This window comes from Xanthomonas sp. AM6 (genome assembly GCF_025665335.1).
GTDB lineage: Bacteria > Pseudomonadota > Gammaproteobacteria > Xanthomonadales > Xanthomonadaceae > Xanthomonas_A.
Genome location: NZ_CP106869.1, coordinates 4,825,716 through 4,849,054, shown reverse-complemented (window position 1 = coordinate 4,849,054; position 23,339 = coordinate 4,825,716). Strand labels below are relative to the sequence as shown.

The following is a 23,339-nucleotide window of genomic DNA, read 5'->3' as shown; positions in this document are numbered from 1 at the left end:
AATGCACACCAAGACTGCGCTGCACAAGGAAAGCCGGCGCCGCGTCACGACGCTGGCGTTGCTGTTGGCCATCGTGCCGTGCGTGGCGCTTGCCGCCGAGGCGCCGCCCCCGTACCTGGACACCCAGCGCAGTTTCGAACAGCGCGCCGCCGACCTGGTGTCGCGGATGACGCTGGAGGAAAAGGCCGCGCAGATGCAGAACGCCGCACCCGCGATCCCGCGTCTGGGCGTGCCGGCCTACGACTGGTGGAACGAAGCGCTGCACGGCGTGGCCCGCGCTGGCGGCGCCACCGTGTTCCCGCAGGCGATCGGCATGGCAGCGACGTTCGACGTGCCGCTGATGCGCGAGGTCTCCACCGCGATCAGCGACGAAGCGCGCGCCAAGCACCACCAGGCGCTGCGCCAGGACCAGCATGCGCGCTACCAGGGCCTGACGTTCTGGTCGCCGAACATCAACATCTTCCGCGACCCGCGCTGGGGCCGCGGCCAGGAGACCTACGGCGAGGACCCGTTCCTCACCGCGCGCATGGGCGTGACCTTCGTGCAGGGCCTGCAGGGCGAGGGCGCGGATGCGCCGAAGAACGCGCAGGGCGAGACCTACCGCAAGCTCGACGCCACCGCCAAGCACTTCGCCGTGCACAGCGGCCCGGAGGCCGACCGCCACCACTTCGACGCGCATCCGTCGCAGCGCGACCTGCACGAAACCTACCTGCCGGCATTCGAAGCGCTGGTCAAGGAAGGGAAGGTGGATGCGGTGATGGGCGCCTACAACCGCGTGTTCGGCGAATCGGCCAGCGCCAGCAAGTTCCTGCTGCGCGACGTGCTGCGCGACCAATGGGGTTTCGACGGCTACGTGGTGTCCGACTGCTGGGCGATCGTGGACATCTGGAAGAACCACAAGATCGTCGCCACCCGCGAGGAGGCCGCCGCGCTGGCGGTGAAGCACGGCACCGAACTGGAATGCGGCGAGGAATACGCCACGCTGCCGGCCGCCGTGCGCAAGGGCCTGATCAGCGAAGCCGAGGTCGACAAGGCGCTGCAGAAGCTGATGTGTTCGCGCATGCGCCTGGGCATGTTCGATCCGCCGGAAAAACTGGCTTGGGCGCGGATTCCCATCTCGGCCAACCAGTCGCCCGAACACGACGCGCTGGCCCGGCGCACCGCGCGCGAATCGCTGGTGCTGCTGAAGAACGACGGCGTGCTGCCGCTGTCGCGCGCCAAGGTCAAACGCATCGCCGTGGTCGGCCCGACCGCCGACGACACCATGGCGCTGCTGGGCAACTATTACGGCACCCCCGCCGCGCCGGTCACCGTGCTGCAGGGCATCCGCGAGGCCGCGCCCGACGCCGAGGTGCTATACGCGCGCGGCGCCGACTTGGTCGAAGGCCGCGACGACCCCGCCGCCACGCCGCTGATCGAACCGCAGTACCTGCGCCCGTCGGCCGACTCGCCCGAGCGCGGCCTGCGCGGCGAATACTTCCGCAACCGCGACCTGTCCGGTACCCCGGCGCTGGTGCGGACGGACGCGCAGATCGGCTTCAAGTGGGACCGCGGTTCGCCCACCGACAACCTGCTCGCCCGCGGCGAGGCCGGGCCGGGCCAGGCCGTGCCCGCGGACAATTTCAGCATCCGCTGGAGCGGAAAGCTGGTGCCGCCGGCCACCGGCACCTACCACCTGGAAACGGCGGCCGACGACGGCGTGCGCCTGTACCTGGACGGCAAGCGCCTGATCGACCGCTGGAGCGCCAGCGACCGCCTGCACGCCGACGGCGTCGACGTGCGCCTGGAAGCCGGCCGCAGCTACGACCTGCGCCTGGAGTACTACGAAGGCGAGCGCGATGCCGGCGTGCGCCTGGCCTGGCGCCAGCCCGGCGCCAGGCCGCCGCTGGAAGAGGCGCTGGACGCGGCACGCCGCGCCGACGTGGTGGTGTTCGTCGGCGGCCTGACCGGCGACGTGGAAGGCGAGGAGATGAAGGTCAACTATCCCGGCTTCGCCGGCGGCGACCGCACCGACCTGCGCCTGCCCAAGCCGCAGCGCGAACTGCTCGAAGCGCTGCACGGCACCGGTAAGCCGGTGGTGGCGGTGCTGACCACCGGCTCGGCGCTGGCCATCGACTGGGCGCAACAGCACGTGCCGGCGATCCTGCTGGCCTGGTATCCCGGCCAGCGCGGCGGCAGCGCCGTGGCCGATACCCTGTTCGGCGACGCCAACCCAGGCGGCCGCCTGCCGGTCACCTTCTACAGGGAGGACGAGAAGCTGCCCGCGTTCGACGACTACGCCATGCGCGGCCGCACCTACCGCTACTTCGCCGGCACCCCGCTGTACCCGTTCGGGCACGGCCTGTCTTACACGCAGTTCGCCTATTCCGACCTGCGCCTGGACCGCAGCAAGGTGCAGGCCGACGGCAGCCTGCACGCCACGCTCAAGGTGAAGAACACCGGCAAGCGCGCCGGCGACGAAGTGGTGCAGCTGTACCTGCAACCGCTGGCGCCGAAGCGCGAACGCGCGAGCAAGGAACTGCGCGGCTTCCAGCGCATCGCCCTGCAGCCCGGCGAAACCCGCGAAGTGCGCTTCGCCATCTCCCCGCAGGCCGACCTGCGCGTCTACGACGAAGCGCGCAAGGCCTACGTGGTGGACCCGGGCGACTACGAACTGCAGGTCGGCGCCTCCAGCGCCGACGTGCGCGCGCGCCAGCGCTTCAGCGTGCAGCCGTCGTCCGCAGCGAAAGCAACGCCGCGCCAGTGACCGCCATCGGTGGTGCGGGCAGCCAACGCTCGCACCACCGAAGCCGTGGCTGCGGAAGGCCTAGGGCTTTCAGCCCCAGGCACGTCACCGACCATGCACCGGACCCACGCGATCCCTTGTAGGAGCGGCTTCAGCCGCGACCGCCTCACCGACCAAGTTCCAGCCCGCCTCAGCTCCACTGTAGGAGGGGCTTCAGCCCCGACCACCCTACCGACCAACCACCAGCCCACTGCAGCTCCCCTGTAGGAGGGGCTTCAGCCCCGACCGCCTTACCGACCAGCCACCAACCCGCTTCAGCTCCCTGCAGGAGGGGCTTCAGCCCCGACCGCCTTACCGACCAGCCACCAGCCCCTCAACTCCATTGTGGGAGCGACTTCAGTCGCGACGGCTTCACCGACCATGCCCCAGACCGAAATCCTCCTGGACCCCCCGTGACCAACTCACGCCTCACCGCCGCCACGCTCACCAGCCTGCCGCCGGCCATCGCCAGCCCAACCTACGTCCTGGACCGCACCCGCATCGGCATCGTCCACCTCGGCGCCGGCGCCTTCCACCGCGCCCACCAGGCCGTCTATATCGACGACCTGCTCGCGACCGAACCGGACTGGGCGATCAGCGCCGTCTCCCTGCACAGCCCGCAGGTCCGCGACGCGCTGCGCCCGCAAGACGCCCTCTACACCCTCGCCCTGTTGGATGAGCACCCCGAACTGCGCATCATCGGCGCCATCCGCGAAGTGCTGTGCGCAAGCGACGAACAACCCACCGTCCTCGCGCGCCTGGCCGACCCGTCGGTGCGCCTGGTCACCCTCACCGTCACCGAAAAGGGCTACTGCCTGGCCGGCGAGCATCTCGACCTCGCGCACCCGGACATCGTCCACGACCTCGCCGCCCCGCACGCCCCGCGCAGCGCCATCGGCTACCTCGTCGCCGGCCTGCGCGAACGCTTGCGCCTGGGCCTGGCGCCCTACACCATGCTCAGCTGCGACAACCTGCCCGACAACGGCGGCAAGCTGCGCCGCGCCGTGCTGCAGTTCGCCCACACCATCGACCCCGCACTGGCCGCCTGGATCGAGACCGAAGCCGCCTTCCCGCGCTCGATGGTCGACAGCATCACCCCGGCCAGCAACGACGCCCTGCGCGAGCGCGTCGCCGCGCAACTGGGTTGCCACGACGCCTGGCCGGTCCAGCGCGAACGCTACAGCCAATGGGTGATCGAAGACCGCTTCTGCAACGGCCGCCCCGCCTTCGAGCGCGCCGGCGTCACCCTGAGCGACGACATCGCCGGCTACGACCGCGCCAAGCTGCGCCTGCTCAACGGCCCGCACTCCGCGCTGGCGTACCTGGGCACGCTGCTCAATCTGGACACCGTCGCCGACGCCATGCGCCACCCGCAACTGGCCGCTTTCGTCGAGACCCTGATGCGCGAGGACATCGCGCCCACCCTGCAACCGATGCCCGGCTTCGACCCGCAGCACTACGCCGGCGCCATCCTCGCCCGCTTCCGCAACCCCACCATCGCCCACCGCCTGGCGCAGATCGCCTGGGATGGCTCACAAAAAATCCCGGTACGCCTGCTCGGCACCATCGCCGACGCCCTGGCCGCCGGCCGCCGCATCGACCGCCTGTGCCTGCCGGTCGCGGCGTGGATGCAGTTCGTGCGGCGCCAGGCGCGCGATGGCGTGGCGCTGGTGGACCCGATGCACGAGGTGCTGAGCGAGATCGGGCGCAGCGCGACTGGCGATGCCGAGCATGATGTGGGCGTGTTCCTCGCGCTGGATACGGTGTTCGCGCCGCTATCGGGGGAGACGCGTTTCATCGGGCCGTTGCGAAGTGCCTACGCTGCGCTGGGTGACGCCAGCCCGACAGAGGTGCAGCAGGCGCTCGCGTAACGGTGCTGTTGCTCACTAGCGTCTGTATTGTCATAGTCTTGCAGACAATGCAGTCCAGCGGGCGCGACGTCGCCGCGCGGCCTATTCAAGCGCAAGGAAGCATACCAATGGCACGACCAGACGGCACCAACGACGGGTACGATCGGTTGCAGCAGGACCTGATCCGTCAGCTGGACGCCATCGCCAACGACATCGACGCGGGCAGGCTGACGCTCGAGGAAGGATCGCAGCGCGCCGATGCACTCATCGAAGAGACGCAGGCCAAGAGTGCGCCGTTGCTCGCGTCACGCGTTGCGCAACATCAGCGAGCGGGGCGCAGGTCGCGCGCGATTATCGTGGCCGTGGTGCTGCTCTTCGTTGCCTACCTGGGCCTCAAGACCTGGACAAACCTGTCTGGCTAGGCATCCGCTCTAGCAGGCCGGCGCCGCCGGGCCGTTCGATCGTGCATCAACATCGCGTCTGCACCGATGCGTTCTCGAAAGTGCGCAGCGCAGCGGCATCAACCGATGCGCATCGACAACTCCACCTCCTCGGCGAACGGGATGGACAGGTAGCCCGCGTCGGGCGAGCGCACATGCGCCAGGTACTCGGGGCTGTAGTCCGCGTTGTCGGCGACGATCAGCGCGCCGGGCCGCAAGCGCGTTTCCAGCAGCGCCAGCACTTGCGGATACAGCGCCTTGGCGCCGTCGAGCAGCAGCAGGTCGATGCTGGCGGGCAGGTCGCTGCGCAGCGTCTGCAAGGCGTCGCCTTCGCGGATCTCGATCAGGTCGTCGAGGCCGCCGGCGCGCAGGTTGTCGCGGGCGCGCAGCACCTTGGACGGCTCGAATTCGCTGCCGATCAGCTGGCCGCCGCCGTTGTCGCGCAGGGCCGCGGCCAGGTGCAGGGTGGAGATGCCGAACGAGGTACCGAACTCGACGATCGCGCGCGCGCGGCAGCTGCGCGCCAGCATGTACAGCAGCGTGCCGGTCTCGCGCGAGACGGCCAGCGGCAGATCCTTTAGCCGGCTGTAGAACTCCACGTAGTCGGTCTTGCTGCGCATCAGGCGCTCCCGCTCCTCGGTCGGGATTTCGGCGAATGCGGACATCGCCGTCGCCGTCGTCGCGGCGGCCTCATCGAACAGGTGGTCGAGCAGGGGAGCGAGCGGTGCAGTGGTCAGGGTGCTCATCGATAGTTGCCGTTTTGTGCGTCCGTCATCGGACCGGAATAGAATGCGACTGATCCGTCACATTCGCTATTCGCATTGGCCCGCCGCATGAACGATCGTCGGAAAACCAGGATTTCCCCGAGAAAACAGCCGCAACAGGCGCGCTCCAACCTGCTCGTGGCGGTCATCCTGGAAGCGGCAGCTCAGGTTTTGGCCAAGGAAGGAATGCAGCGCTTCACCACCGCGCGGGTGGCCGAGAAGGCCGGGGTGAGCATCGGGTCGCTGTATCAGTACTTCCCGAACAAGGCGGCGATCCTGTTCCGGCTGCAGAGCGACGAATGGCGGCAGACCAGCGACCTGCTGCGCGGCATCCTCGAGGACACCCAGCGTCCGCCGCTGGACCGGTTGCGCCTGTTGGTGCACGCCTTCGTGCGTTCGGAATGCGAGGAGGCGCAGATGCGCACGGCGCTTGCCACCGCCGCACCGCTGTACCGCGACGCGCCCGAGGCGCAGCAGGCGCGCGCCTCGGGAAAGCGGACGTTGCGACGCTTCATGCGCGAGGTGCTGCCGGATGCGCCGGCGGCCACCCGCACCCTGGCCGGCAATCTGATCAAGACGACGCTCGGCGCAGGGGCCAAGGAGTTTTCGGAAACGCCGCGTAGCGCCGCGCAGATCCGCGCCTATGCCGACGCCATGGCGGACATGTTCTGCGCTTACCTGCAACGGCTCGCGTCGCCTCCTGCAGCATAGCCGTGAGCGGCCCACGGAAACGGCTGCGAACGCTGGTGCAGCACTGCCAGCGCACCGGGGCCCTGTCCGCGCGGGCGGACACGCTTGGTCGAGGTATCCCGGACCGCATATGCTGCTCTAGCCGAAGACGCCCCGGTGATAGGCGGCAAGCGCTCGTGCCGATGTAGAGCGGCAGTGCTTGCCTTGCTGAAATACCCCCATCAACGCAGGTAGCCAATGTTCAAGAACCTCATCCCGAAGATCTTCTATGACAAGCTGCAGGACGGACTCGACTTCTTCGTCGATGGCCTGGGCTTTGCCGTGCAATACCAAGACGCAACGATGGCCGTCGTCGCCCGCGACGGCGCCAAGGCCTATCTGGTCGAGAACCCCGAGTGGGCGGCGAAGGATCGTCCGGAGCTCAGCATCGACACCGACGATGTCGATGCGATCTTCGCGGAAATGTCCGCACGCGTGCCGCATCTGCTGCACCCGAATTGCAACACCGTCGCGCCCAGGCCCTGGGGATCGCGCGAGTTCGCGATGCTGGACAAGACCACGGTGTGCGTGAACTTTCGCGAGTGGCCGGCAGAGGATTGAGCATGGTCGCCGCCGCCACGCTAGCCCGCGTTGGTATGACGGCAAGGGTCGGGCGGCACTGAAGCGGCTGTGGCGCGAAGGCCGCGCAGCCGGGTCCACCACGACCGCGATGCCTGCTACTGCGCCTTGGGCAATGTCGCGATCACCTTGATCTCGAACTGGAACCCATACAGCCAGGTGACGCCGACGGCGGTCACGGTCGGATACGGGGCCTCGCCCCAATACGTGGGCAAGACCTTCCAGACCGTGTCGAACGTCGCTTCGGGGTCGACCAGAAAGAAGGTGACATCGACCACGTCATCGAATGTGCAACCTGCCGCGGCGAGGACCGCGTTGAGGTTGTCGAAGGCGCGCCGCACCTGCGCGTCCAGGGTCGGCTCGGGCGAGCCGTCCTCGCGGCTGCCGACCTGTCCGGACACGAACAGCAAGCCATTGGCACGCACCGCCGGCGAATAGCGATTGCGCTCGTACAGGGCCTGTCGCCCCTGCGGAAAAACAACGTCGCGTGTGGCCATCTGTCTTCTTCCTCGGCCCGCGCGGGCCAGTCATGACGATGGCAAGACGGTACGCGCAGGATACCGGCGGATAAACTGACGCATCGCCGCATCACTGTTTGTAGAATCCAAACAATCCCAACGTCACTGGAGCATGGATGGATCGGTTCGAGGCGATGCTGGCCTTCGCGCGCGTGGTCGAAACCGGCAGCTTCACCAAGGCGGCGGAGACCTTGCGCGTCGGCAAGGCCAGCGTCACCCAAGCGGTGCAGCAGCTGGAGGCGCGCCTGCGCGTGAAGCTGCTCAATCGCACCACGCGCAAGGTCAACGCGACCGCCGATGGCGTGGCGTTCTACGAGCGCGTGATCCAGCTGCTGGCGGATCTGGACGACGCCGAAACCAGCCTGTCCGGCGCAGCTGCCGCGCCACGCGGCCGGCTGCGGGTGGACGTGCCCAGCCCGCTGGCGCGCTTGATTTTGGTGCCGGCGCTACCGGCGTTCCACGCGCGCTACCCGGAGATCCAGCTCGACCTGGGGGTCAGCGACCGCCATGTGGATCTGATCGGCGAGAACGTGGACTGCGTGGTGCGCGGCGGCGTGCTCAGTGAGCAATCGCTGAGCGCTCGGCTTATCGGCGTACTGCAGGCCGGCGTGTTCGCCGCCCCGGCCTACTTGGAGCGCGCCGGCGCGCCAGCGCATCCGCGCGAACTGGAGGACACGCACCACCGCATCATCGGCTTCACCGGCGCCAGCCGCGGCAGGAAGGTCATCGCCTATGCCATGCAACGCGACGGCGAGCGGCTGAGCGTGCAAGGCCGCCATGTGTTGGCCGTGGACGACGGCAATGCCTACCTCGCCGCGGGCCTGGCGGGCATGGGCGTGCTGTGGCTGCCGGACTACATGTCCAGGCCGCACGTGGCCAGCGGCGAGCTGGTACCGGTGTTCGCCGACTGGCAGCTGGAGCCGATGCCGCTGTACGTCGCGTTCCCGCCCAACCGCCATGTCAGCGCCAAGTTGCGCGTGTTCATCGAATGGATCGCGGCGCTGATGGCGGTGCATGCGCCTGTTCGGCATCCGCCGGAAGGGTGAGAAAGGCTGCGGTCGAGCTAAAAAGCTGAAGAACGCAAGAAGGAGGAGTGTGCGCCTGAGGTTGGATATTTCCTCTGGCCACGTTTTGTGATCTTCCTGCGGCTCAACGCTTTCATGCCCTCAGGTCCGCTGCTTGAACGCCGCTTTCAGCCCGAGGCACGCAAGGCCAATGACGCCAGCGAGCAGGCAAACGATATGAAGCTGATCGATGTCAACGACGCGAAACAACGGGTTGCCTGACACCAGTGGCCACAGAGGCATGATGTCCGAATGCACGATGCCGTCAAGCACGATATGGGAGTAAGTCCCGGCGAACGCGCCCGACACTGCGGCAGTCCATGTGAGTGGCGGGTGGGGAATCCTGAGAAGTTTCAACACGGCTGAGCTGACGGGTTTGCCAGTGGCCGCCGCTAGGCTGCCGATGACCATGGCGCCGAACAGTGTGTGTGTCACGCCGTGGAGGATCGGCTTGTTTTGCAGGATTCCAATCAGAGGCTCGATGTCCATGAGGACTTGCGAGCCGCCAAACACCATAAAGCTGAAATGGCGCCCTCCTGCGGCCTTGAATGCCAGTCCTGGACCGAGATGTATGGGTGTGAAGGGCATTTCGGTCGCGGACCTAAGATGTGAGGTAAAACCGTATGCCGAGCTCGTGATCTCGGAAGGACTGTCTCATGATCCCATCCTGTGGTGAAGTCGCCTGCCTGCCGCTGTCGTGCCATCGAAGGAATCGACGTGCGCGCCAGGCAAGTGCCTGGCCTCCAAAGGAGCGAGCGTGAACGAGACCGATGCGTATGTCCTCGATTCAATCCGGAAGTGGGTTTGGTCCGGCTACTACTCTGAGTCCGAGATCCGCGAGGAGATGCTCGACGACATTCTGGAAGACGATTGCGACGAACCGATGCTGCGTGCCGCGGTCGGCAGCCAGTGGCAGGCCAAGCAGCAGGCGGAGCAGGGTTGGCCGGCGCAGACCGATTGCGATCGCTTGGATGCGGTGTTCTATCGGTTGCACGACGCGGGCATCTGCGCGCTGGCGAATGCCGGCTACACGATGTCCGATGGCCACACCGAGGTGACCGAGGCGGTGGCGGAGGCGCCGGAGGGCCAGTATCACGGCTATTGTTTCTACCACGGGCAGGATGTGGAGTGCGCTGTGGATGGTGGTGGGTTGTTTATTGCGTTCGGCGATCTGCAGGGTGGGGCGGATGCGGATCTTGCGGTTGGGCAGAGGGTCGCTGCGGCGTTGGTGGATGCGGGGTTTGTGTTGGCGTGGGATGGGACGTCGAAGACCCGGATCGCGGTGCCTGGGTTTGTTTGGTTGCGGCGGTTTCGCTAGTAGCTGGTAGTTTTCTTGCAAGTCGTGGGGGATGCAGGATGGCGCGCCTTCGTCTGGTGCGCTGGGCATTGTCGGTGAGGCGGGTCGCGGCTGAAGCCGCTCCTACAGGGAGCAGAGAGCAGCGGTTGGCGATGCATTCCGAATGCCGAGCGTCGTCGTGGCACCGCCGCCTGCTCCGCGGTCACGGCGTCCGAATGAAATCCACGAACGCGCGCAGCGGTGCGGGCAGGTGGCGGCGTCCTGGGTAGTACAGGAAGGGGCCGCTGAAGCTCTGCCACCATGGTTCCAGCACCGGCTCCAGCGCGCCGCTGTCCAGGTGCGGGCGCAGCCAGTCCTCGAACAGGTGGATCACGCCCAGGCCGCCGACCGCGGCGTCGATGGCCAGGTCCACCGCGGCGCCCAGGCGTACCAGCAGCGGGCCGCTCGGTTCGATCAGCACGACTTCGCCGTCGCGTTCGAATTCCCAGGCCGGGATGGCGCCGCTGGCGAACTGGCCGCGCAGGCAGGCGTGCGTCAGCAAGTCGCGCGGGTGCTGCGGCCGTCCGTGCGCGGCGAGATACTCGGGCGAAGCGGCGGTGGCGAAGCGCTGCACGCGCGGGCCGATCGGCACCGCGATCATGTCCTGCTCCAGGCGCTCGTCGTAGCGGATGCCGGCATCGCAGCCGGCCGCCAGCATGTCGACGAAGCTGTCCTCCACGATCACCTCCAGCCTGATCTCCGGATAGGCCTTCAGGAACGGGGTGACGATCGCCGGCAGCACCAGGCGCGCGGCGACGCCCGGCACGTTGAGCCGCAGGGTGCCGCTGGGCCGGTCGCGGAAGCCGTTGACCACGTCCAGCGCCGCTTCCACTTCGCCGAGCGCAGGGACCAGGCGCTCGGCCAGGCGTGCGCCGGCCTCGGTCGGCAGCACGCTGCGGGTGGTGCGGTTGAACAACCGCACGCCGAGCCGGGCTTCCAGGCGCCGCACCGCCTCGCTCAGGCTGGAGGCGGAGCTGCCGCTGGCGCGCGCGGCTTCGCGGAAGCCGCCGGCGCGCACTACCGCCAGGAAGGCGAAGAGGTCCTGCAGGTCCGTGGTCATTGTTCGGGATTCCGCACAGCCCGTACCGATTCGACGGGATTATCGCGCATCGGCGCGCCGCCTACAGTGCAGGCCTCACCCGGGCTTGGGCCCACCCCTTCTGGAGGCAATCATGAGCAAGCTTTCGACCGCTGGCACCTTTTCCCTCGGCGACCGCACGGTGACGCGCATCGGCTACGGCGCAATGCAGCTGGCCGGGCCGGGTGTGTTCGGCCCGCCCAAGGACCGCGCCGCGGCGCTGGCGGTGCTGCGCGAGGCGGTGGCCGCGGGCGTGGACCACATCGACACCAGCGACTTCTACGGGCCGCACGTCACCAACCAGCTGATCCGCGAGGCGCTGCAACCGTATCCGCAGCGGCTGACGATCGTGACCAAGGTCGGTGCCGTGCGTGGCGACGACGCCTCCTGGCTGCCGGCGCAAAGTCCCGCCGAGCTGGCCCAGGCGGTGCACGACAATCTGCGCAACCTCGGCCTGGATGTCCTGGATGTGGTCAACCTGCGGGTGATGGGCGACGTGCACGCGCCCAGCGAGGGCCCGATCGGAGAACAGTTCACCGCGCTCGCGGAACTGCAGCAGCGTGGGCTGATCCGGCACCTGGGCATCAGCAACGCCACCGCCGCGCAGGTGCAGGAAGCCCGGCGCATCGCCCCGGTGGTATGCGTGCAGAACCACTACAACCTCGCGCACCGCGACGACGACGCGTTGATCGACGCGCTCGGCCGCGACGGCATCGCCTATGTGCCGTTCTTCCCGCTCGGCGGCTTCACGCCGCTGCAGTCGGACTCGCTCTCGTCGATCGCGCAGGCGCTTGGCGCCACGCCGATGCAGGTGGCGCTGGCGTGGCTGCTGGCGCGCGCGCCGAACATCCTGCTGATCCCGGGCACCTCGTCGGTTGCGCATCTGCGGGAGAACCTGGCGGCGGCGGAACTGTCGTTGTCGGACGACGCGCTGGCCGCGTTGGATCGGATCGGCCGAGAGGGCGGCTGACGGCGGTCGTTGACGGTGGCTCTGGCCAAGCGCACGTCGGTCAGGAAGCGCGAAAGGCCTCGGTGATCGTACCGAGGCCGTGACGCCTGTTTCCTGTAGGAGCGGCTTCAGCCGCGACAAACGAAGCGGCAGGCATCACGGCAGCTGACACATTGGATCGGAGCGTGTCCGCTTGCGGATGCCCGCCGCGGTAGGGATTCATCATGTAAATTCCTCCGTCGGACGTACCCTCATCCGGCGCTGCGCGCCACCTTCTCCCGATGGGAAAAGGGGACGTAGGTTCTAGGCTGCTCAAAATAGCGCCCTCGATCTCTTCCTGGACGACGGCCAGGCGTTCGTTACCTTGCCTAGAGAAGAGCGGCGACATTTTCGTCTGGCAGGGCGCAATGGACATCAAGGCACGCCATGCAATGCCTCCGGAGAGGCGAACGCCCGAATCGATCAAGCTCTGATCGACGCATCGGGGTGCTGGGCCACATACGAGTTCAGCAGCGAACCCAGATTGTCTTCGTACCTGTAGAACTCGGCATCCAGCCTGTCCATCTCCGCCTCGTACTCAGGCGTGTCAGAGAAGGATTCACGTTGCGACCACCTGACCCGCCGGTCGCCGGATGGCGATGCGTTCGGAAACCACGAAACTGCCTTGGACAGAAGGGCGTGAGACTTGCTCGCGCCTACGGTCTGCAAGTGGCCAAGGATCTCGACGCAATGATTGCCCAGCGAGTTTGTGAAAAGTTGGTCGAAGCCGCCATTATGGACCTCTCCGTCGAAGCACCACAGCAAGTAAACGAGGCGCGCTTCAGGAGAGAGGCGATCGATATGCTCCGTGATTCCGTCGCCCTTGTCGAAGACCAGGGCGTGCGCAGCCATGAAGACCGCTTCTGCGGGATCGTCCTGCTTTGCTGCATCCGCGAATCGCATGATTTCCATAGACCCACTGTCTGCGTTGGCCGCGAGGCGGCTTGAATGGACGGGCGGGAGCCCGTAGGTCGGTTAAGGCGCAAACCCCAGCCCCGTCGCCTTCACCCGCACCCGCGCCAGGATCTTGTGCGAGGTCATGTACAGGGTGCGGCCGTCGTCGCCGAAGGCGCAGTTGGCGACGGGGCCGCCGGTCTCGATGCGGCCCAGGCGGCGGCCGTCGGGCGCGAACACCAGCACGCCGCCGGGGCCGGTGGCGAACAGGCGGCCGTCGCTGGCCACCGCGATGCCGTCCGGCAGGCCGGGGTTGGCGTCGCCGACGATGTCGGAGGCATCGGCGAACAGGCGCTTGCCGGTGACGTTGCCGCGCGCGTCGAGCGTGTAGGCGGTCCAGATCGGCCGCGCCGGATCGGAGTTGGCCACGTACAGGGTGCGTTCGTCCGGCGACAGGGCGATGCCGTTGGGCAGGCTCAGGCTGTCGTCGAGCAGGTGCACGCTGCCGTCGGTGTCCAGGCGATAGACGCCGTTGAAGCGCAGTTCCTTGACCGGGGATGCGTCCCCGTCCTTCAGCCCGTACGGCGGATCGGTGAAGAACACCACGCCGTCGCTGCGCTGGATCAGGTCGTTGGGGCTGTTGAGGCGGTGGCCGTCGTAGGCGCTGGCCAGGAGGGTCTTGCGCCGCGTGGCCGGATCGAGCCGGGCCACCGCGCGGGTGCCGGAATCGGCGAGCAGCACGGTCCCCGACGCTTCGGCATGCAGGCCGTTGGCGCCGGCTTCGCGCAAGGCGTCCAGCGGCGGGCCGGCGTAGCCGGAGGGCTTGAGGAACACCGACAGGCCGTCGCGCTCGGACCAGCGGTACATGGTGTTCTGCGGCACGTCGTTGAACAGCAGGTAGCCGCCGTCGCGGACCCAGGCCGGGCCCTCGGCCCAGGTGAAGCCCTCGGCGATGCGCTCGATGCGCGCATCCGCCGCCACCGTCTCGCCAAACGCCGGGTCGAACGCGGTGATGTGGCCGATGACCGGGAAGCGCGGCGCGGGCGGCTGGCGCTTCGCACAACAGGCGAGCAATGCCAGCACGGCGGCGGCGAGCAGGACGCGGGTCGGGAATCGCATCGGGAGGTTCCTGTGTGATGTCGGGCGATGATGCCATTGCGCGGGGCGTGGTTCTTCACCTCGGCGCGTGCCGCGGCCGCACGCCCGCCGCTGCCGCGCGGCGGCGGAACCGCACCGCCATGGGCGCGGCCGGATCGGCTGCGTTGCGCGGACCCGGGGGCTACAATCGCCGCCACCATGCCCGGCCGCGTCCCCCGCGACGGGCATTCAAAGGAGAGGCGCACCATGGACCCTGTTTCCCCCAACGGCATCGGCCCGCTGTCGCCACCTGCCGGCGGCCGGCGCGTGCGGCGCGGCGCCGTGGTGCTGGCCGCGGCGCTGCTGGCCGCCTGCGCCGGTGCGCAATCCCATTCCCCATCGATTACCACTGCAAAGGAGCGGGCCATGTCGGAGATGACGCCAGAACAACTGGCACAGGGCGTAGTGCGGCTGATCCTGGCGATCGGCGGCAAGCAGGACCTGACCCCGGCGCAGATCGCCGCGCATGCGGGCCTGCACGTGGACGCCGGCGACACGGCGCATGCGTTCAGCGCGTCCGGTCCCGTGGCCGGCGGCGGCCGCTACACGCTGGAATCGGTCGCCGATGCCGATGGGCTGCCGCCGTCGCGGCTGGATTTCGCGTTCGCGCCGGCATCCACCGCGGCGGCGCACTGCACGCAGCCGCTCGGCCCGTACAGGCAGGCGCTGGTCGAGGCCGGTTTCGCCGCGCAGTGGATCGCGCCGCCGCGCCTGGGCAGCCCCGGCCGTTGGCATTTCGAGCGCGGCGCGGTGGTCGTGTACGCGTTCGTCGGCAACGACGCCGACGCGCAGGACGCGCAGGCCTGCGTGTCCGCGCTGCAGATCCTGGCCACCGCATAAGGAGAGGGTGATGGCGAACGGCGACGATCTGAAGAAGATGGTGGACGAGTTCGAGGCGGCCCACGCCAAGGAAGGCCAGGCGCTGCGGAAGATGCTGGACAACACGCCCGAGCTGAAGGCGCGGGTGGAGCAGGCGATCGAGCAGAAGCAGCTGTCCGGCTTCGCGCCGCATCCGCGCGACGGTGGCGGTTCCTACAACACCGAAACCGGCAGGATCCAGTTGCCGATGGACGTGCTACGCACCGCGAAGATGGATGCGCCGCGCGACGATTCGGCCAATACCGCGCGGATCATCCTCGGCCACGAAATCGGCCATGCGATCAACAAGGCGGCGATCGAAAAATCCGATGCCGCGTTCAAGGACAAGATCGACGAGATCGCCAAGTCGCCTTCGCCGCACGACTACACCGCGGCGCTGAAGGCGCATGGCGCCGAGGAGCGCACGCGCGAGTCCAAGGACGAGATCGCCGGCATCAACACGCTGGCCGACTACGTCAGGCACAGCAACCCCAAGGCGACGCTGAAGGACCTGTACAACGCCAGCACAGAGATGGCCAACTACATCGACAAGAACGGCGAGGGCGCCAAGGCGACCTACAAGGCCAAGGACGGGCTGACCTTCGGCGACGACCTGAAGATCGACGCGAACGCGCCGAAGAACGTCGAGGCGATGGGCAAGCTGTTCTACGACGCGCGCGGCTATCCGCAGAACTACGGCGCGCGCGACCTGGGCATGGTCGCCGAGGCCGAGGATGCCGCGCAGTTGCGCGATCCCAAGCGCGCGCCGCCGGAAGTGCGCGCCGACCTGAAGGCGCTGGGGATCGACCAGGCCAAGGTGCCGTCGGCGTGGATCCCGAACGGGTTTCGCGACACCGGCGCGCAGCCGGCAGCGCCGGAGCCGCGCGCGGCCCCGCCGGCGCAGCGCGCCGGCGAGCCGGCGGGCGCGGACCGTGCGTTGAGCGAGCGGGTCCGCAGCGGCGTCGCGCAGGCCGAGCAGGCGATCGGCAAGGGCTGGGACGACAACAGCGAGCGCATGACCGCCAGCCTGACCCTGCTGGCCAAGCAGAGCGGCTTCAGCGAGCGCGACCAGCTGTCGGTGGGGTTCAACCGGCCCACCGCGACGCATCCGGGCGGGGAACTGGCGTTCGTGTATCGCGACGGCCACACCGCCTCGCCCGATCCCTACGCCAACCGCGCGCAGATGCCGACCAGCGAGGCGATCGCGCGGCCGGCGCAGGAGACCTACCAGCAGCTGCAGGAGCAGTCGCTGCAGCAGGCGCAGACGCAGCGCACGGTGCAGGCGCAGGAGCAGGCCACCCAGACCCAGGTCCAGGCCCAGGCTCCGCAGGTGTTGAGCCGCTGAGCCTTTGCGCCGTGGCGTCGGCGCGTGTATGCGCGCCAGCGCCGGGACGGCAGGCGGCAGGCGGCAGGAAGGCGCCGACCCGGCACGACAAGGCGGGCCGGCGCCGCAGCCGGTCGCCTGCCGTTGGGCCGGCCGGCACCCTGACTTCCTGCCGATGGCAGGCCGCGCCGCGGCTGCCTACAGTGGCGCCAACGATAGGAGGATGCCATGCGCCTTGTCCCGATCGCTTGCCTGCTCGCGCTGTTGCCGCTGCTGTCCCTGGCCGAGGACGCGCCTCCGCCGTTGCCCGCTCCCCAGGCGCTGGACGCGGAGGTGGCGCGGCTGCTGGCCGCCACCCATGCCAACGGGCTGGCGCTGGCGGTGATCGACCGGGGCGAGGTGGCCCTGGTGCGCAGCTACGGCAAGCGCAACGCGGCCGGTGCGCCGTTGCAGCCGGACACGGTGATGTATGGCGCATCGCTGACCAAGATGGCGTTCGCGTACATGGTCATGCAACTGGTCGAAGAAGGCGTGCTGCGGCTGGACACGCCGATCGCCGAGTACCTGAAGCGGCCGCTGCCCGATTACCCCAACGAAGACAAGTACGCGCCGTGGGCCGACCTGGCGGGCGACCCGCGCTGGCGCGCGATCACCCCGCGCATGCTGCTCACCCACAGCGCAGGCTTCGCCAATTTCGCCTTCGTTGAGCCCGACGGCAAGCTGCGCATCCATTTCGCTCCGGGCAGCCGCTATGCCTACTCGGGCGAGGGGCTGATCCTGCTGCAGTTCGTGCTCGAGCGCGGACTGGGCCTGGACGTGGGCCAGGAAATGCAGCGCCGCGTGTTCGACCGCTTCGGCATGCGCCGCACCAGCATGATGTGGCGCGACGACTTCGCCGCCAACCTGGCCGACGGCTGGACGCTGGACGGCAGCGTCGTACCGCACGACGAGCGCAGCAGGGTGCGCGCGGCCGGTTCGATGGACACGACGATCGCCGACCTGGCGAAGTTCGCCGCCGGCTACGTCGACGGCGAGGGGCTCGCGCCCCAGCACGGCGCGGCGCTGACCGCGCCGCAGCTTGCGATCGGCACCGCCTCGCAGTTCCCGACCCTGCAGCCGCTGTTGCCGGACGCGCAGCGGCGCGCCGATCTGGCGGCGGGGCTGGGGGTGGTGGTGTTCGACGGACCGCAAGGGCCGGGTTTCATGAAGGGCGGCCACGACGACGCCACCGGCAACATGCTGGTCTGCGTGAAACGCGGGCGCCGCTGCGTGGTGATCCTGTCCAACGACGTGCGCGCGGAAGCGGCGTTCCCGCAGCTGATCCGCTACGTGCTCGGCGAGACCGGTGCGGCATTGCGTTGGGAATACGGCGACATGCGCTTCGTCGAGTGACCGCTGCGGCAACGGCGGAGCGTGTTGCCGGTCGCCGGCCGGTGCGTGGCAGGAGCCGGCGCCGCTGGCGCGGCTTCCGCGCTCGCCGGCTGCGCTAGCGCGCCTGCGCCGGCACCGCCAGCACCGCGTCGAAGGCGGGCTTGGGCTGGCGCTGGCGGTCGAACAGCAGCGGATAGTTGCGGCGCCCGGGCACCGGGTAGTCGTTCTTCCACGACATGCCGTCGTCCACGCCCCACACGCTGACCCGGGCCAGCGTGTCGCGCTTGCGCCAGAACAGCCGGAACAGGTCGGCGTAGCGATCGCGCAGCTGCGCCTGCACGTCCGCCGGCAGGCCGTCGCGGTAGGGGTCGAGGTAGCGCTTGAACTCCGGCAGCTGGAACTGCTTGTGCGCCATCCCGGTGCCGATCACCTGGCCTTCCTTGGTCAGCGGCAGCACGTCCACGTCCAGCTCGGTGATCATCACCTTGACCCCGAGCGCGGCGTAGGCGTCGATCGCCGCCTCAATGTCGTGCAGGCTCGGATAGTCCAGGCCCCAGTGGCCCTGCATGCCCACGCCGTCGATGCGGATGCCGGCGCGCTGCAGCATCTTCACCATGCGCACGATGCCGTCGCGCTTCTCCGGGCGCCAGGCGTTGAAGTCGTTGTAGTACAGCTGCGCATCCGGCGCGTACTGCGCGGCGAAGCGGAACGCCTGCCGCACCAGTTCGTCGCCGTCGCCGACGCGCTCCACCCACTTGGTGTTGCGGTAGCTGCCGTCCTCGTCGATCACCTCGTTGACCACGTCCCAGGCCTGCACCTTTCCGACGTAGCGCCCGGCCACCGCCTGGATGTGCGCGCGCATGCGCTCGAGCTGCGCGTCGCGGCCGTTGGGCCTGCCCTGCGCATCGACGAAGAACCAATCCGGGGTCTGGTTGTGCCAGACCAGGGTGTGGCCGACCACGAACATGCCGTGGCGGCGGCCGTAGTCGACGAAGGCATCGGCGGCGGCGAAGTCGAAGACCCCGGGACGGGGATTGACCACCTCGGCCTTCATCGCGTTCTCGGCGGTGATCGCATTGAAGTGCCGCGGCACCAGCGCGGCGGAGGCGGCGTCCTTGCCGGAGACGATGTCGGCGTTGACCGCGGTGCCGATCAGGAATGCCCCGGCATAGGCGTCCTTGAGGCTGCCCGCTCCGGTCGGGGCGGGCGGTGCGTTCGACGCCGCGGCGGGATCGGCGGCCATCGCCGGTCCGGCGCCGAGCAGACAGGCCAGCAGCAGGGGCGAGGCGAACATCTTGCGCAGTGCAGGCATGGTGGTGGCGCTCCTTCGATCGCGCGTTTCAGGCGCATGCAGTGTGTATGCGTCGCAGCGTGGCGGTGGCACGCGCATGCCGGCGCGCGAGCCGGTCATCGCTGCACCCGCACGCGCGTGCGGGTGGCCTGGAGGGTGTCGGATGCGACGTGCAGCGTGATGGTGCCGGTCCTGCCCGGCAGTGCGCGCACGATGGCCAAGGCCAGGCCGTTGAAGGCGTTGCGCTCGGGCGCGGCGAACGACGTCAGGTCGGTGGGATCGCCGTTGTCGGTGGCGACCAGCTCGCCCGGGCCTTCGATGCGGAAGCGCAGGCGGTCGCCGGCGGTCGGTGCGGGATTGCCGTCGCGGTCGAGCAGGCGCACGGTCACGAAGGCCAGGTCGCGGCCGTCGTTGCGGAGCGTTGCGCGATCCGGCGTGGCCTGCAGCCGCGCCGCCGGCCCGGCGGTGCGCACACGCTCGCTGGCCCACGGCTTGCCGTCCTTGTAGGCCTGCACGCGCAATTCGCCCGGCGCGTAGACCACCTCGTCCCAGCGCAGCCGGTACTGGAACGGCGCCTTCTTCCTGCGGCCTTGCGAGACGCCGTTGACGAACAGCTCGGCCTCGTCGCCGGAGGTGAACACGTGCACCGGCGTGACCTGGCCTTCGCGGCCGGGCCAGGTCCAGTGCGGCAGCAGGTGTGCGATCGGCAATTCGGGACGCCAGCGCGCCTGGTACAGCCAGTAGCGGTCCTTGGGAAAGCCGGCCAGGTCGAAGATGCCGGAGTAGGAACTGCGCGAGGAGTAGTACGGCGTCGGTTCGCCGAGGTAGTCGAAGCCGGTCCAGACGAACTCGCCGGCGACGAACGGATGCCTGTCGAGCGAGGCGAACACCTTGTCGGCGCTGGCGCCGAAATCCACCGCGTGCAGTTCGTAGGCGCTGACCTGGCGCGCCCGCGGATCGCCGCCGCGGCCGTCGCGCACCGGCGCGCTGCTGTCCGCGGTCACCGGGAACAGGTAGACGCCGCGGCTGCTCAGCGCCGAGGCGGTCTCGCTGCTGAAGATCGGCTTGTCCGGGAAGCGGGCATGGAACAGCGGGTACTGCGGCGGCTTGCGGATGCGCTCGGTGCCTTCGAACTCGGGCGTATCGCGGATGCCTTCGCCCTGGTAGTTGAGGCCGATCACGTCCAGCGCCGCGGGCAGCGGCATGTCCGGCGCGGCGTAGTTCATCGCCGCGGTGGCCAGGCGGGTGGGGTCTTCCTCGTGCACGATGGCCTGCAGCCGCCGCGCGATGGCGGCGCCGGCCTCGCCGGTGTACTGTTCGCCGACCTCGTTGCCCACGCTCCACAGGATCACCGACGGATGGTTGCGGTCGCGGCGCAGCAGCGCGCGCAGGTCCGGCTCGTGCCAGTCGCCGAACACCAGGTGGAAATCCAGCGGGGTCTTCTTCATGTCCCAGCTGTCGAAGATCTCGTCGACCACCAGCAGGCCCATGCGGTCGGTCAGCTCCAGCAGTTCCGGTGCCGGCGGGTTGTGGCTCATGCGCACCGCGTTGGCGCCCATGCCTTGCAGCGATTGCAGCTGGCGCTCGGCGGCGCGCGGGTTGAACGCGGCGCCGAGCGCGCCCAGGTCGTGGTGGTTGTTGACGCCGCGGATTGGCACGTGTTCGCCGTTGACCAGCAGGCCGCGGGCCGGATCCCAGCGCAGCGTGCGGATGCCGAACGGCGTTTCGTAGCGATCGACCACGCGGCCGTCCTGCGTCACCTCGGTCACGGCCACGTAGCGGTGCGGCCGCTGCGTCGGCGGCGGGCCCCACAGCCGCGGGTTGGCGATGCGCGCGCTGCCGTCGAGGGTGGCGCTGGCGCGCGCGGCGATGCGCGCACTGGCCGTCGCGATCCGCGCGACCGGCGCGCCCTGGCGGCGGCCGTCGGCGTCCAGCGCATAGATCGCGGTGCCCACTTGCACCTGTGCCGCATCGCCGCCGCTGTTGTCCACGGTCACCGCCAGGCGCACTTCCGCCGCCTGGGCCGATACCTGCGGCGTGCTGACCTGCGTCCCCCACTGGCCGACGTGCACCGGCGCGGTCTTGCTCAGCCACACGCTGCGGTACAGGCCGCCGCCGGGATACCAGCGCGCCGACGCGGGCGGATTGTCCAGGCGGATCGCCAGCTGGTTGCTGCCGCCGGGCCGCAGGTACGGGGTCAGCTCCACGCGCCAGGCGCTGTAGCCATACGGCCAGCCGCCGACCAGGTGGCCGTTGAGCCAGACCGTGGCGTAGGACATCGCGCCGTCGATGTCCAGGAAGATCGCGCGGCCGCGGTCGCTGGCGGGAATGTCCAGCCGTTTGCGGTACCAGCCCACGCCCCAGCTCGGCAGCCGGCCCATGCCGCCGTACGGGCCGTCCTTCAGGAACGGTCCGGCGATCGCCCAGTCGTGCGGCAGGTCCACGCGGGTCCACCCGCTGTCGTCGAACTCGGCGCGCACGAAGGCCACGTCGCTGCCCGGGTCGCCGGGCGGGCGCCGGTGGCGCTGCGCCGGATCGGCGATGAAGGCGTCGCCGGTGGGCAGGATCCATGGCTTGAGCACCGGCCGGATGCGCGGGGCGACATGGTCGGCGGCGTCGGGGCGGGCGTCGGCGGCCTTGCCGTCTGCATCGGGCGGGACGGCCGGGCGCACGTCGTAGTCCAGCGCGTCGCCGACGCCGGGCGCGTCGCCGCGATGGAAGCGCCAATCGGCATCCAGCGACAGCCGCTCGCGCGGGGGAGGCGGCACGGGCGCCGCGGCGCCGCTGCCGGCGGCCAGCCAGGCCAGCGCCAGCAGCGCCAGCGCGCGCTGCCGCGCACGCCTGCGCGCGGCCACGGCCGCGCACGCAGGTTCGCGCGCCGGCGCGGCGGCGCCGCATGCCGCATCCGCCATCACAGCCGGTAGGCCCGCTTCGGCAAGCGGTAGGCCAGGTCGTGCGCGATCTCCGCCGCCTCGTCCTCGTCGAGGCGATGCTCGGCGACCAGCTTGGCCAGGAACGCGCAATCGACGCGGCGGGCGACGTCGTGCCGCGCCGGGATCGACAGGAACGCGCGGGTGTCGTCGTTGAAGCCGACCGTGTTGTAGAAGCCGGCGCTGCTCAGCGTCTGTTCGCGGAACCGCCACATGCCTTCGGGCGCATCGTGGAACCACCAGGCCGGGCCGAGCAGCAGCGCCGGATAGTGCCCGGCCAGCGGCGCCAGTTCGCGCGCGTAGGTGCTCTCGTCCAGGGTGAACAGGATCAGGCTGAAGCCGGGCGTATTGCCGAAGCGGTCCAGCAGCGGCTTGAGCGCGCGCACGTAGTCGGTGCGCAGCGGCAGGTCGGCGCCCTTGTCGCGGCCGTAGCGCGCGAACAGGGCGCGGTTGTGGTTGCGGAAGCAGCCCGGATGCAGCTGCATCACCAGGCCGTCGTCCACGCTCATCGCCGCCATCTCGGTCAGCATCTGCGCGCGGAACAGTTCCGCGTCCGCGGCGCTGGCGCCGCCGCCGCGCACGCGCGCGAACAGCCGCGCCGCCTCGGCCGCGGGCAGGTCGGCGGTGGCCGCGCTGGGATGGCCGTGGTCGGTGGAGGTGGCGCCCATGCGCGCGAAGAACGCACGGCGCTGGCGGTGCGCGCGCAGGTAGCCGTCCCAGGCGTACACGTCCTCGCCGGTCAGCTCGCCGAAGCGGCGCAGCGCGTCGGGGAACTGCTCGTGGTCCGGGTCGATCACGGCGTCGGGACGGTACGCGGTGATCACCCGTCCGCTCCACTCGCTGGCGCGGATCGCGGCGTGGTGCTGCAGCGGGTCCAGCGGCGACTCGGTGGTGGCGATCACTTCGATGCCGAAGCGGTCGAACAGCGCGCGCGGGCGGAACGCGGGCGTCTGCAAGGCCTCGCCGATGCGGTCGTAGTACAGGTCGGCGCTGGCCGCGTCCAGCCGCACGCGCAGCCCGAACACCTCGTGGAACACGTGGTTCAGCCACAGCGCCGAGGGCGTGCCGCGCAGCAGGTGGAAGCGTTCGGCGAACACGCGCCAGGCCGCGCGCGGATCCACCGCGGCGCGGCTGCCGTCGGCGCGCGGGATGCCCAGCGCGTCCAGGTCCACGCCCTGGCTGTAGAGCATGCGGAACACGTAGTGGTCGGGCACCAGCAGCAGTTCGGTGGCGTTGGCGAACGGCGCATCCTCGGCGAACCAGGCCGGGTCGGTGTGGCCGTGCGGGCTGACGATGGGCAGCGCGGCGACCTGCGCGTACAGGCGGCGCGCGATCGCGCGCATGCCCGGCTCGGGCGGCAGCAGGCGGTCGGGATGCAGGGACAGGACGGGGGAGGTCGGGGTCATAGCGCAAATGCAGGCAAG

Annotated in this window: 20 protein-coding genes; 11 read left to right on the top strand and 9 right to left on the bottom strand. The window is 69.4% G+C overall.

All coding sequences use genetic code 11. From position 1 onward, the window contains the following. Position 1 precedes the first annotated feature (1 nt). The 3 genes from OCJ37_RS20715 to OCJ37_RS20705 all read left to right on the top strand — a co-directional run bounded on the left by OCJ37_RS20715 (position 2) and on the right by OCJ37_RS20705 (position 5,036). Positions 2–2,746, top strand: a complete 2,745-nt coding sequence (locus OCJ37_RS20715) for a glycoside hydrolase family 3 protein (protein ID WP_263111554.1) — start codon at positions 2–4, stop codon at positions 2,744–2,746. A 431-nt stretch (positions 2,747–3,177) separates the two neighbouring features. Then, positions 3,178–4,635, top strand: coding sequence for a mannitol dehydrogenase family protein (locus tag OCJ37_RS20710; RefSeq protein WP_263111553.1), 1,458 nt, complete (start codon positions 3,178–3,180; stop codon positions 4,633–4,635). A gap of 107 nt (positions 4,636–4,742) precedes the next feature. Then, positions 4,743–5,036: a hypothetical protein gene (locus OCJ37_RS20705; protein WP_263111552.1), complete on the top strand. Its 294-nt coding sequence runs from the start codon at positions 4,743–4,745 to the stop codon at positions 5,034–5,036. 98 nt (positions 5,037–5,134) lie between these two features. Here the strand turns inward: OCJ37_RS20705 and OCJ37_RS20700 are convergent, their stop codons facing one another. After that, positions 5,135–5,800 (bottom strand): O-methyltransferase, encoded by a 666-nt coding sequence (locus OCJ37_RS20700; RefSeq protein WP_263111551.1) that lies wholly within the window; start codon positions 5,798–5,800, stop codon positions 5,135–5,137. Positions 5,801–5,887: 87 nt separating this feature from the next. On the opposite strand from OCJ37_RS20700, the gene OCJ37_RS20695 reads away from it, so the two are divergent. Further along, on the top strand, positions 5,888–6,529 hold the full coding sequence (locus OCJ37_RS20695; protein WP_263111550.1) for a TetR/AcrR family transcriptional regulator: 642 nt from the start codon (positions 5,888–5,890) through the stop codon (positions 6,527–6,529). A gap of 216 nt (positions 6,530–6,745) precedes the next feature. Then, on the top strand, positions 6,746–7,108 hold the full coding sequence (locus tag OCJ37_RS20690; RefSeq protein ID WP_263111549.1) for a VOC family protein: 363 nt from the start codon (positions 6,746–6,748) through the stop codon (positions 7,106–7,108). 116 nt (positions 7,109–7,224) lie between these two features. On the opposite strand, the gene OCJ37_RS20685 is transcribed toward OCJ37_RS20690, so the two are convergent. Then, positions 7,225–7,623, bottom strand: a complete 399-nt coding sequence (locus OCJ37_RS20685; protein WP_263111548.1) for a RidA family protein — start codon at positions 7,621–7,623, stop codon at positions 7,225–7,227. A gap of 137 nt (positions 7,624–7,760) precedes the next feature. On the opposite strand from OCJ37_RS20685, the gene OCJ37_RS20680 reads away from it, so the two are divergent. After that, complete coding sequence (locus tag OCJ37_RS20680; RefSeq protein ID WP_263111547.1) at positions 7,761–8,690, top strand: LysR family transcriptional regulator; 930 nt, start codon at positions 7,761–7,763, stop codon at positions 8,688–8,690. 120 nt (positions 8,691–8,810) lie between these two features. On the opposite strand, the gene OCJ37_RS20675 is transcribed toward OCJ37_RS20680, so the two are convergent. Further along, positions 8,811–9,197 carry a metal-dependent hydrolase gene (locus OCJ37_RS20675; protein WP_263111546.1) on the bottom strand — a complete coding sequence of 129 codons (387 nt, stop codon included), beginning with the start codon at positions 9,195–9,197 and terminating at the stop codon, positions 8,811–8,813. 268 nt (positions 9,198–9,465) lie between these two features. On the opposite strand from OCJ37_RS20675, the gene OCJ37_RS20670 reads away from it, so the two are divergent. Further along, on the top strand, positions 9,466–10,026 hold the full coding sequence (locus tag OCJ37_RS20670; RefSeq protein ID WP_263111545.1) for a DUF6891 domain-containing protein: 561 nt from the start codon (positions 9,466–9,468) through the stop codon (positions 10,024–10,026). Positions 10,027–10,207: 181 nt separating this feature from the next. Here the strand turns inward: OCJ37_RS20670 and OCJ37_RS20665 are convergent, their stop codons facing one another. Next, positions 10,208–11,104: a LysR family transcriptional regulator gene (locus OCJ37_RS20665; RefSeq protein ID WP_263111544.1), complete on the bottom strand. Its 897-nt coding sequence runs from the start codon at positions 11,102–11,104 to the stop codon at positions 10,208–10,210. Positions 11,105–11,216: 112 nt separating this feature from the next. On the opposite strand from OCJ37_RS20665, the gene OCJ37_RS20660 reads away from it, so the two are divergent. Further along, a complete protein-coding gene (locus OCJ37_RS20660) occupies positions 11,217–12,092 on the top strand; it encodes an aldo/keto reductase family oxidoreductase (protein ID WP_263111543.1) in 876 nt (291 codons plus the stop codon). A gap of 441 nt (positions 12,093–12,533) precedes the next feature. Here OCJ37_RS20660 and OCJ37_RS20655 read toward each other — a convergent pair whose 3' ends face one another. Together OCJ37_RS20655 and OCJ37_RS20650 are read right to left on the bottom strand one after the other, a co-directional pair. Then, positions 12,534–13,022: a DMP19 family protein gene (locus OCJ37_RS20655; protein WP_263111542.1), complete on the bottom strand. Its 489-nt coding sequence runs from the start codon at positions 13,020–13,022 to the stop codon at positions 12,534–12,536. A 63-nt stretch (positions 13,023–13,085) separates the two neighbouring features. Further along, positions 13,086–14,123, bottom strand: coding sequence for an SMP-30/gluconolactonase/LRE family protein (locus OCJ37_RS20650; protein WP_263111541.1), 1,038 nt, complete (start codon positions 14,121–14,123; stop codon positions 13,086–13,088). A gap of 225 nt (positions 14,124–14,348) precedes the next feature. On the opposite strand from OCJ37_RS20650, the gene OCJ37_RS20645 reads away from it, so the two are divergent. The 3 genes from OCJ37_RS20645 to OCJ37_RS20635 all read left to right on the top strand — a co-directional run bounded on the left by OCJ37_RS20645 (position 14,349) and on the right by OCJ37_RS20635 (position 17,715). Beyond that, a complete protein-coding gene (locus tag OCJ37_RS20645) occupies positions 14,349–14,981 on the top strand; it encodes a hypothetical protein (protein ID WP_263111540.1) in 633 nt (210 codons plus the stop codon). A gap of 10 nt (positions 14,982–14,991) precedes the next feature. Then, positions 14,992–16,344 (top strand): XVIPCD domain-containing protein, encoded by a 1,353-nt coding sequence (locus tag OCJ37_RS20640; protein WP_263111539.1) that lies wholly within the window; start codon positions 14,992–14,994, stop codon positions 16,342–16,344. Positions 16,345–16,551: 207 nt separating this feature from the next. Then, complete coding sequence (locus OCJ37_RS20635; RefSeq protein WP_263111538.1) at positions 16,552–17,715, top strand: serine hydrolase domain-containing protein; 1,164 nt, start codon at positions 16,552–16,554, stop codon at positions 17,713–17,715. A gap of 94 nt (positions 17,716–17,809) precedes the next feature. Here the strand turns inward: OCJ37_RS20635 and OCJ37_RS20630 are convergent, their stop codons facing one another. The 3 genes from OCJ37_RS20630 to uxaC all read right to left on the bottom strand — a co-directional run bounded on the left by OCJ37_RS20630 (position 17,810) and on the right by uxaC (position 23,321). Further along, the gene (locus OCJ37_RS20630; protein WP_263113755.1) at positions 17,810–18,937 is read right to left on the bottom strand and encodes an endo-1,4-beta-xylanase; all 1,128 of its coding nucleotides are present in this window, start codon (positions 18,935–18,937) and stop codon (positions 17,810–17,812) included. A gap of 164 nt (positions 18,938–19,101) precedes the next feature. Continuing rightward, positions 19,102–21,798 (bottom strand): beta-galactosidase GalB, encoded by a 2,697-nt coding sequence (galB, locus tag OCJ37_RS20625; RefSeq protein ID WP_263113754.1) that lies wholly within the window; start codon positions 21,796–21,798, stop codon positions 19,102–19,104. Positions 21,799–21,896: 98 nt separating this feature from the next. Continuing rightward, entirely contained in the window at positions 21,897–23,321 is a 1,425-nt protein-coding gene (uxaC, locus tag OCJ37_RS20620) for a glucuronate isomerase (RefSeq protein WP_263111537.1), read from the bottom strand. Positions 23,322–23,339: the final 18 nt, after the last annotated feature.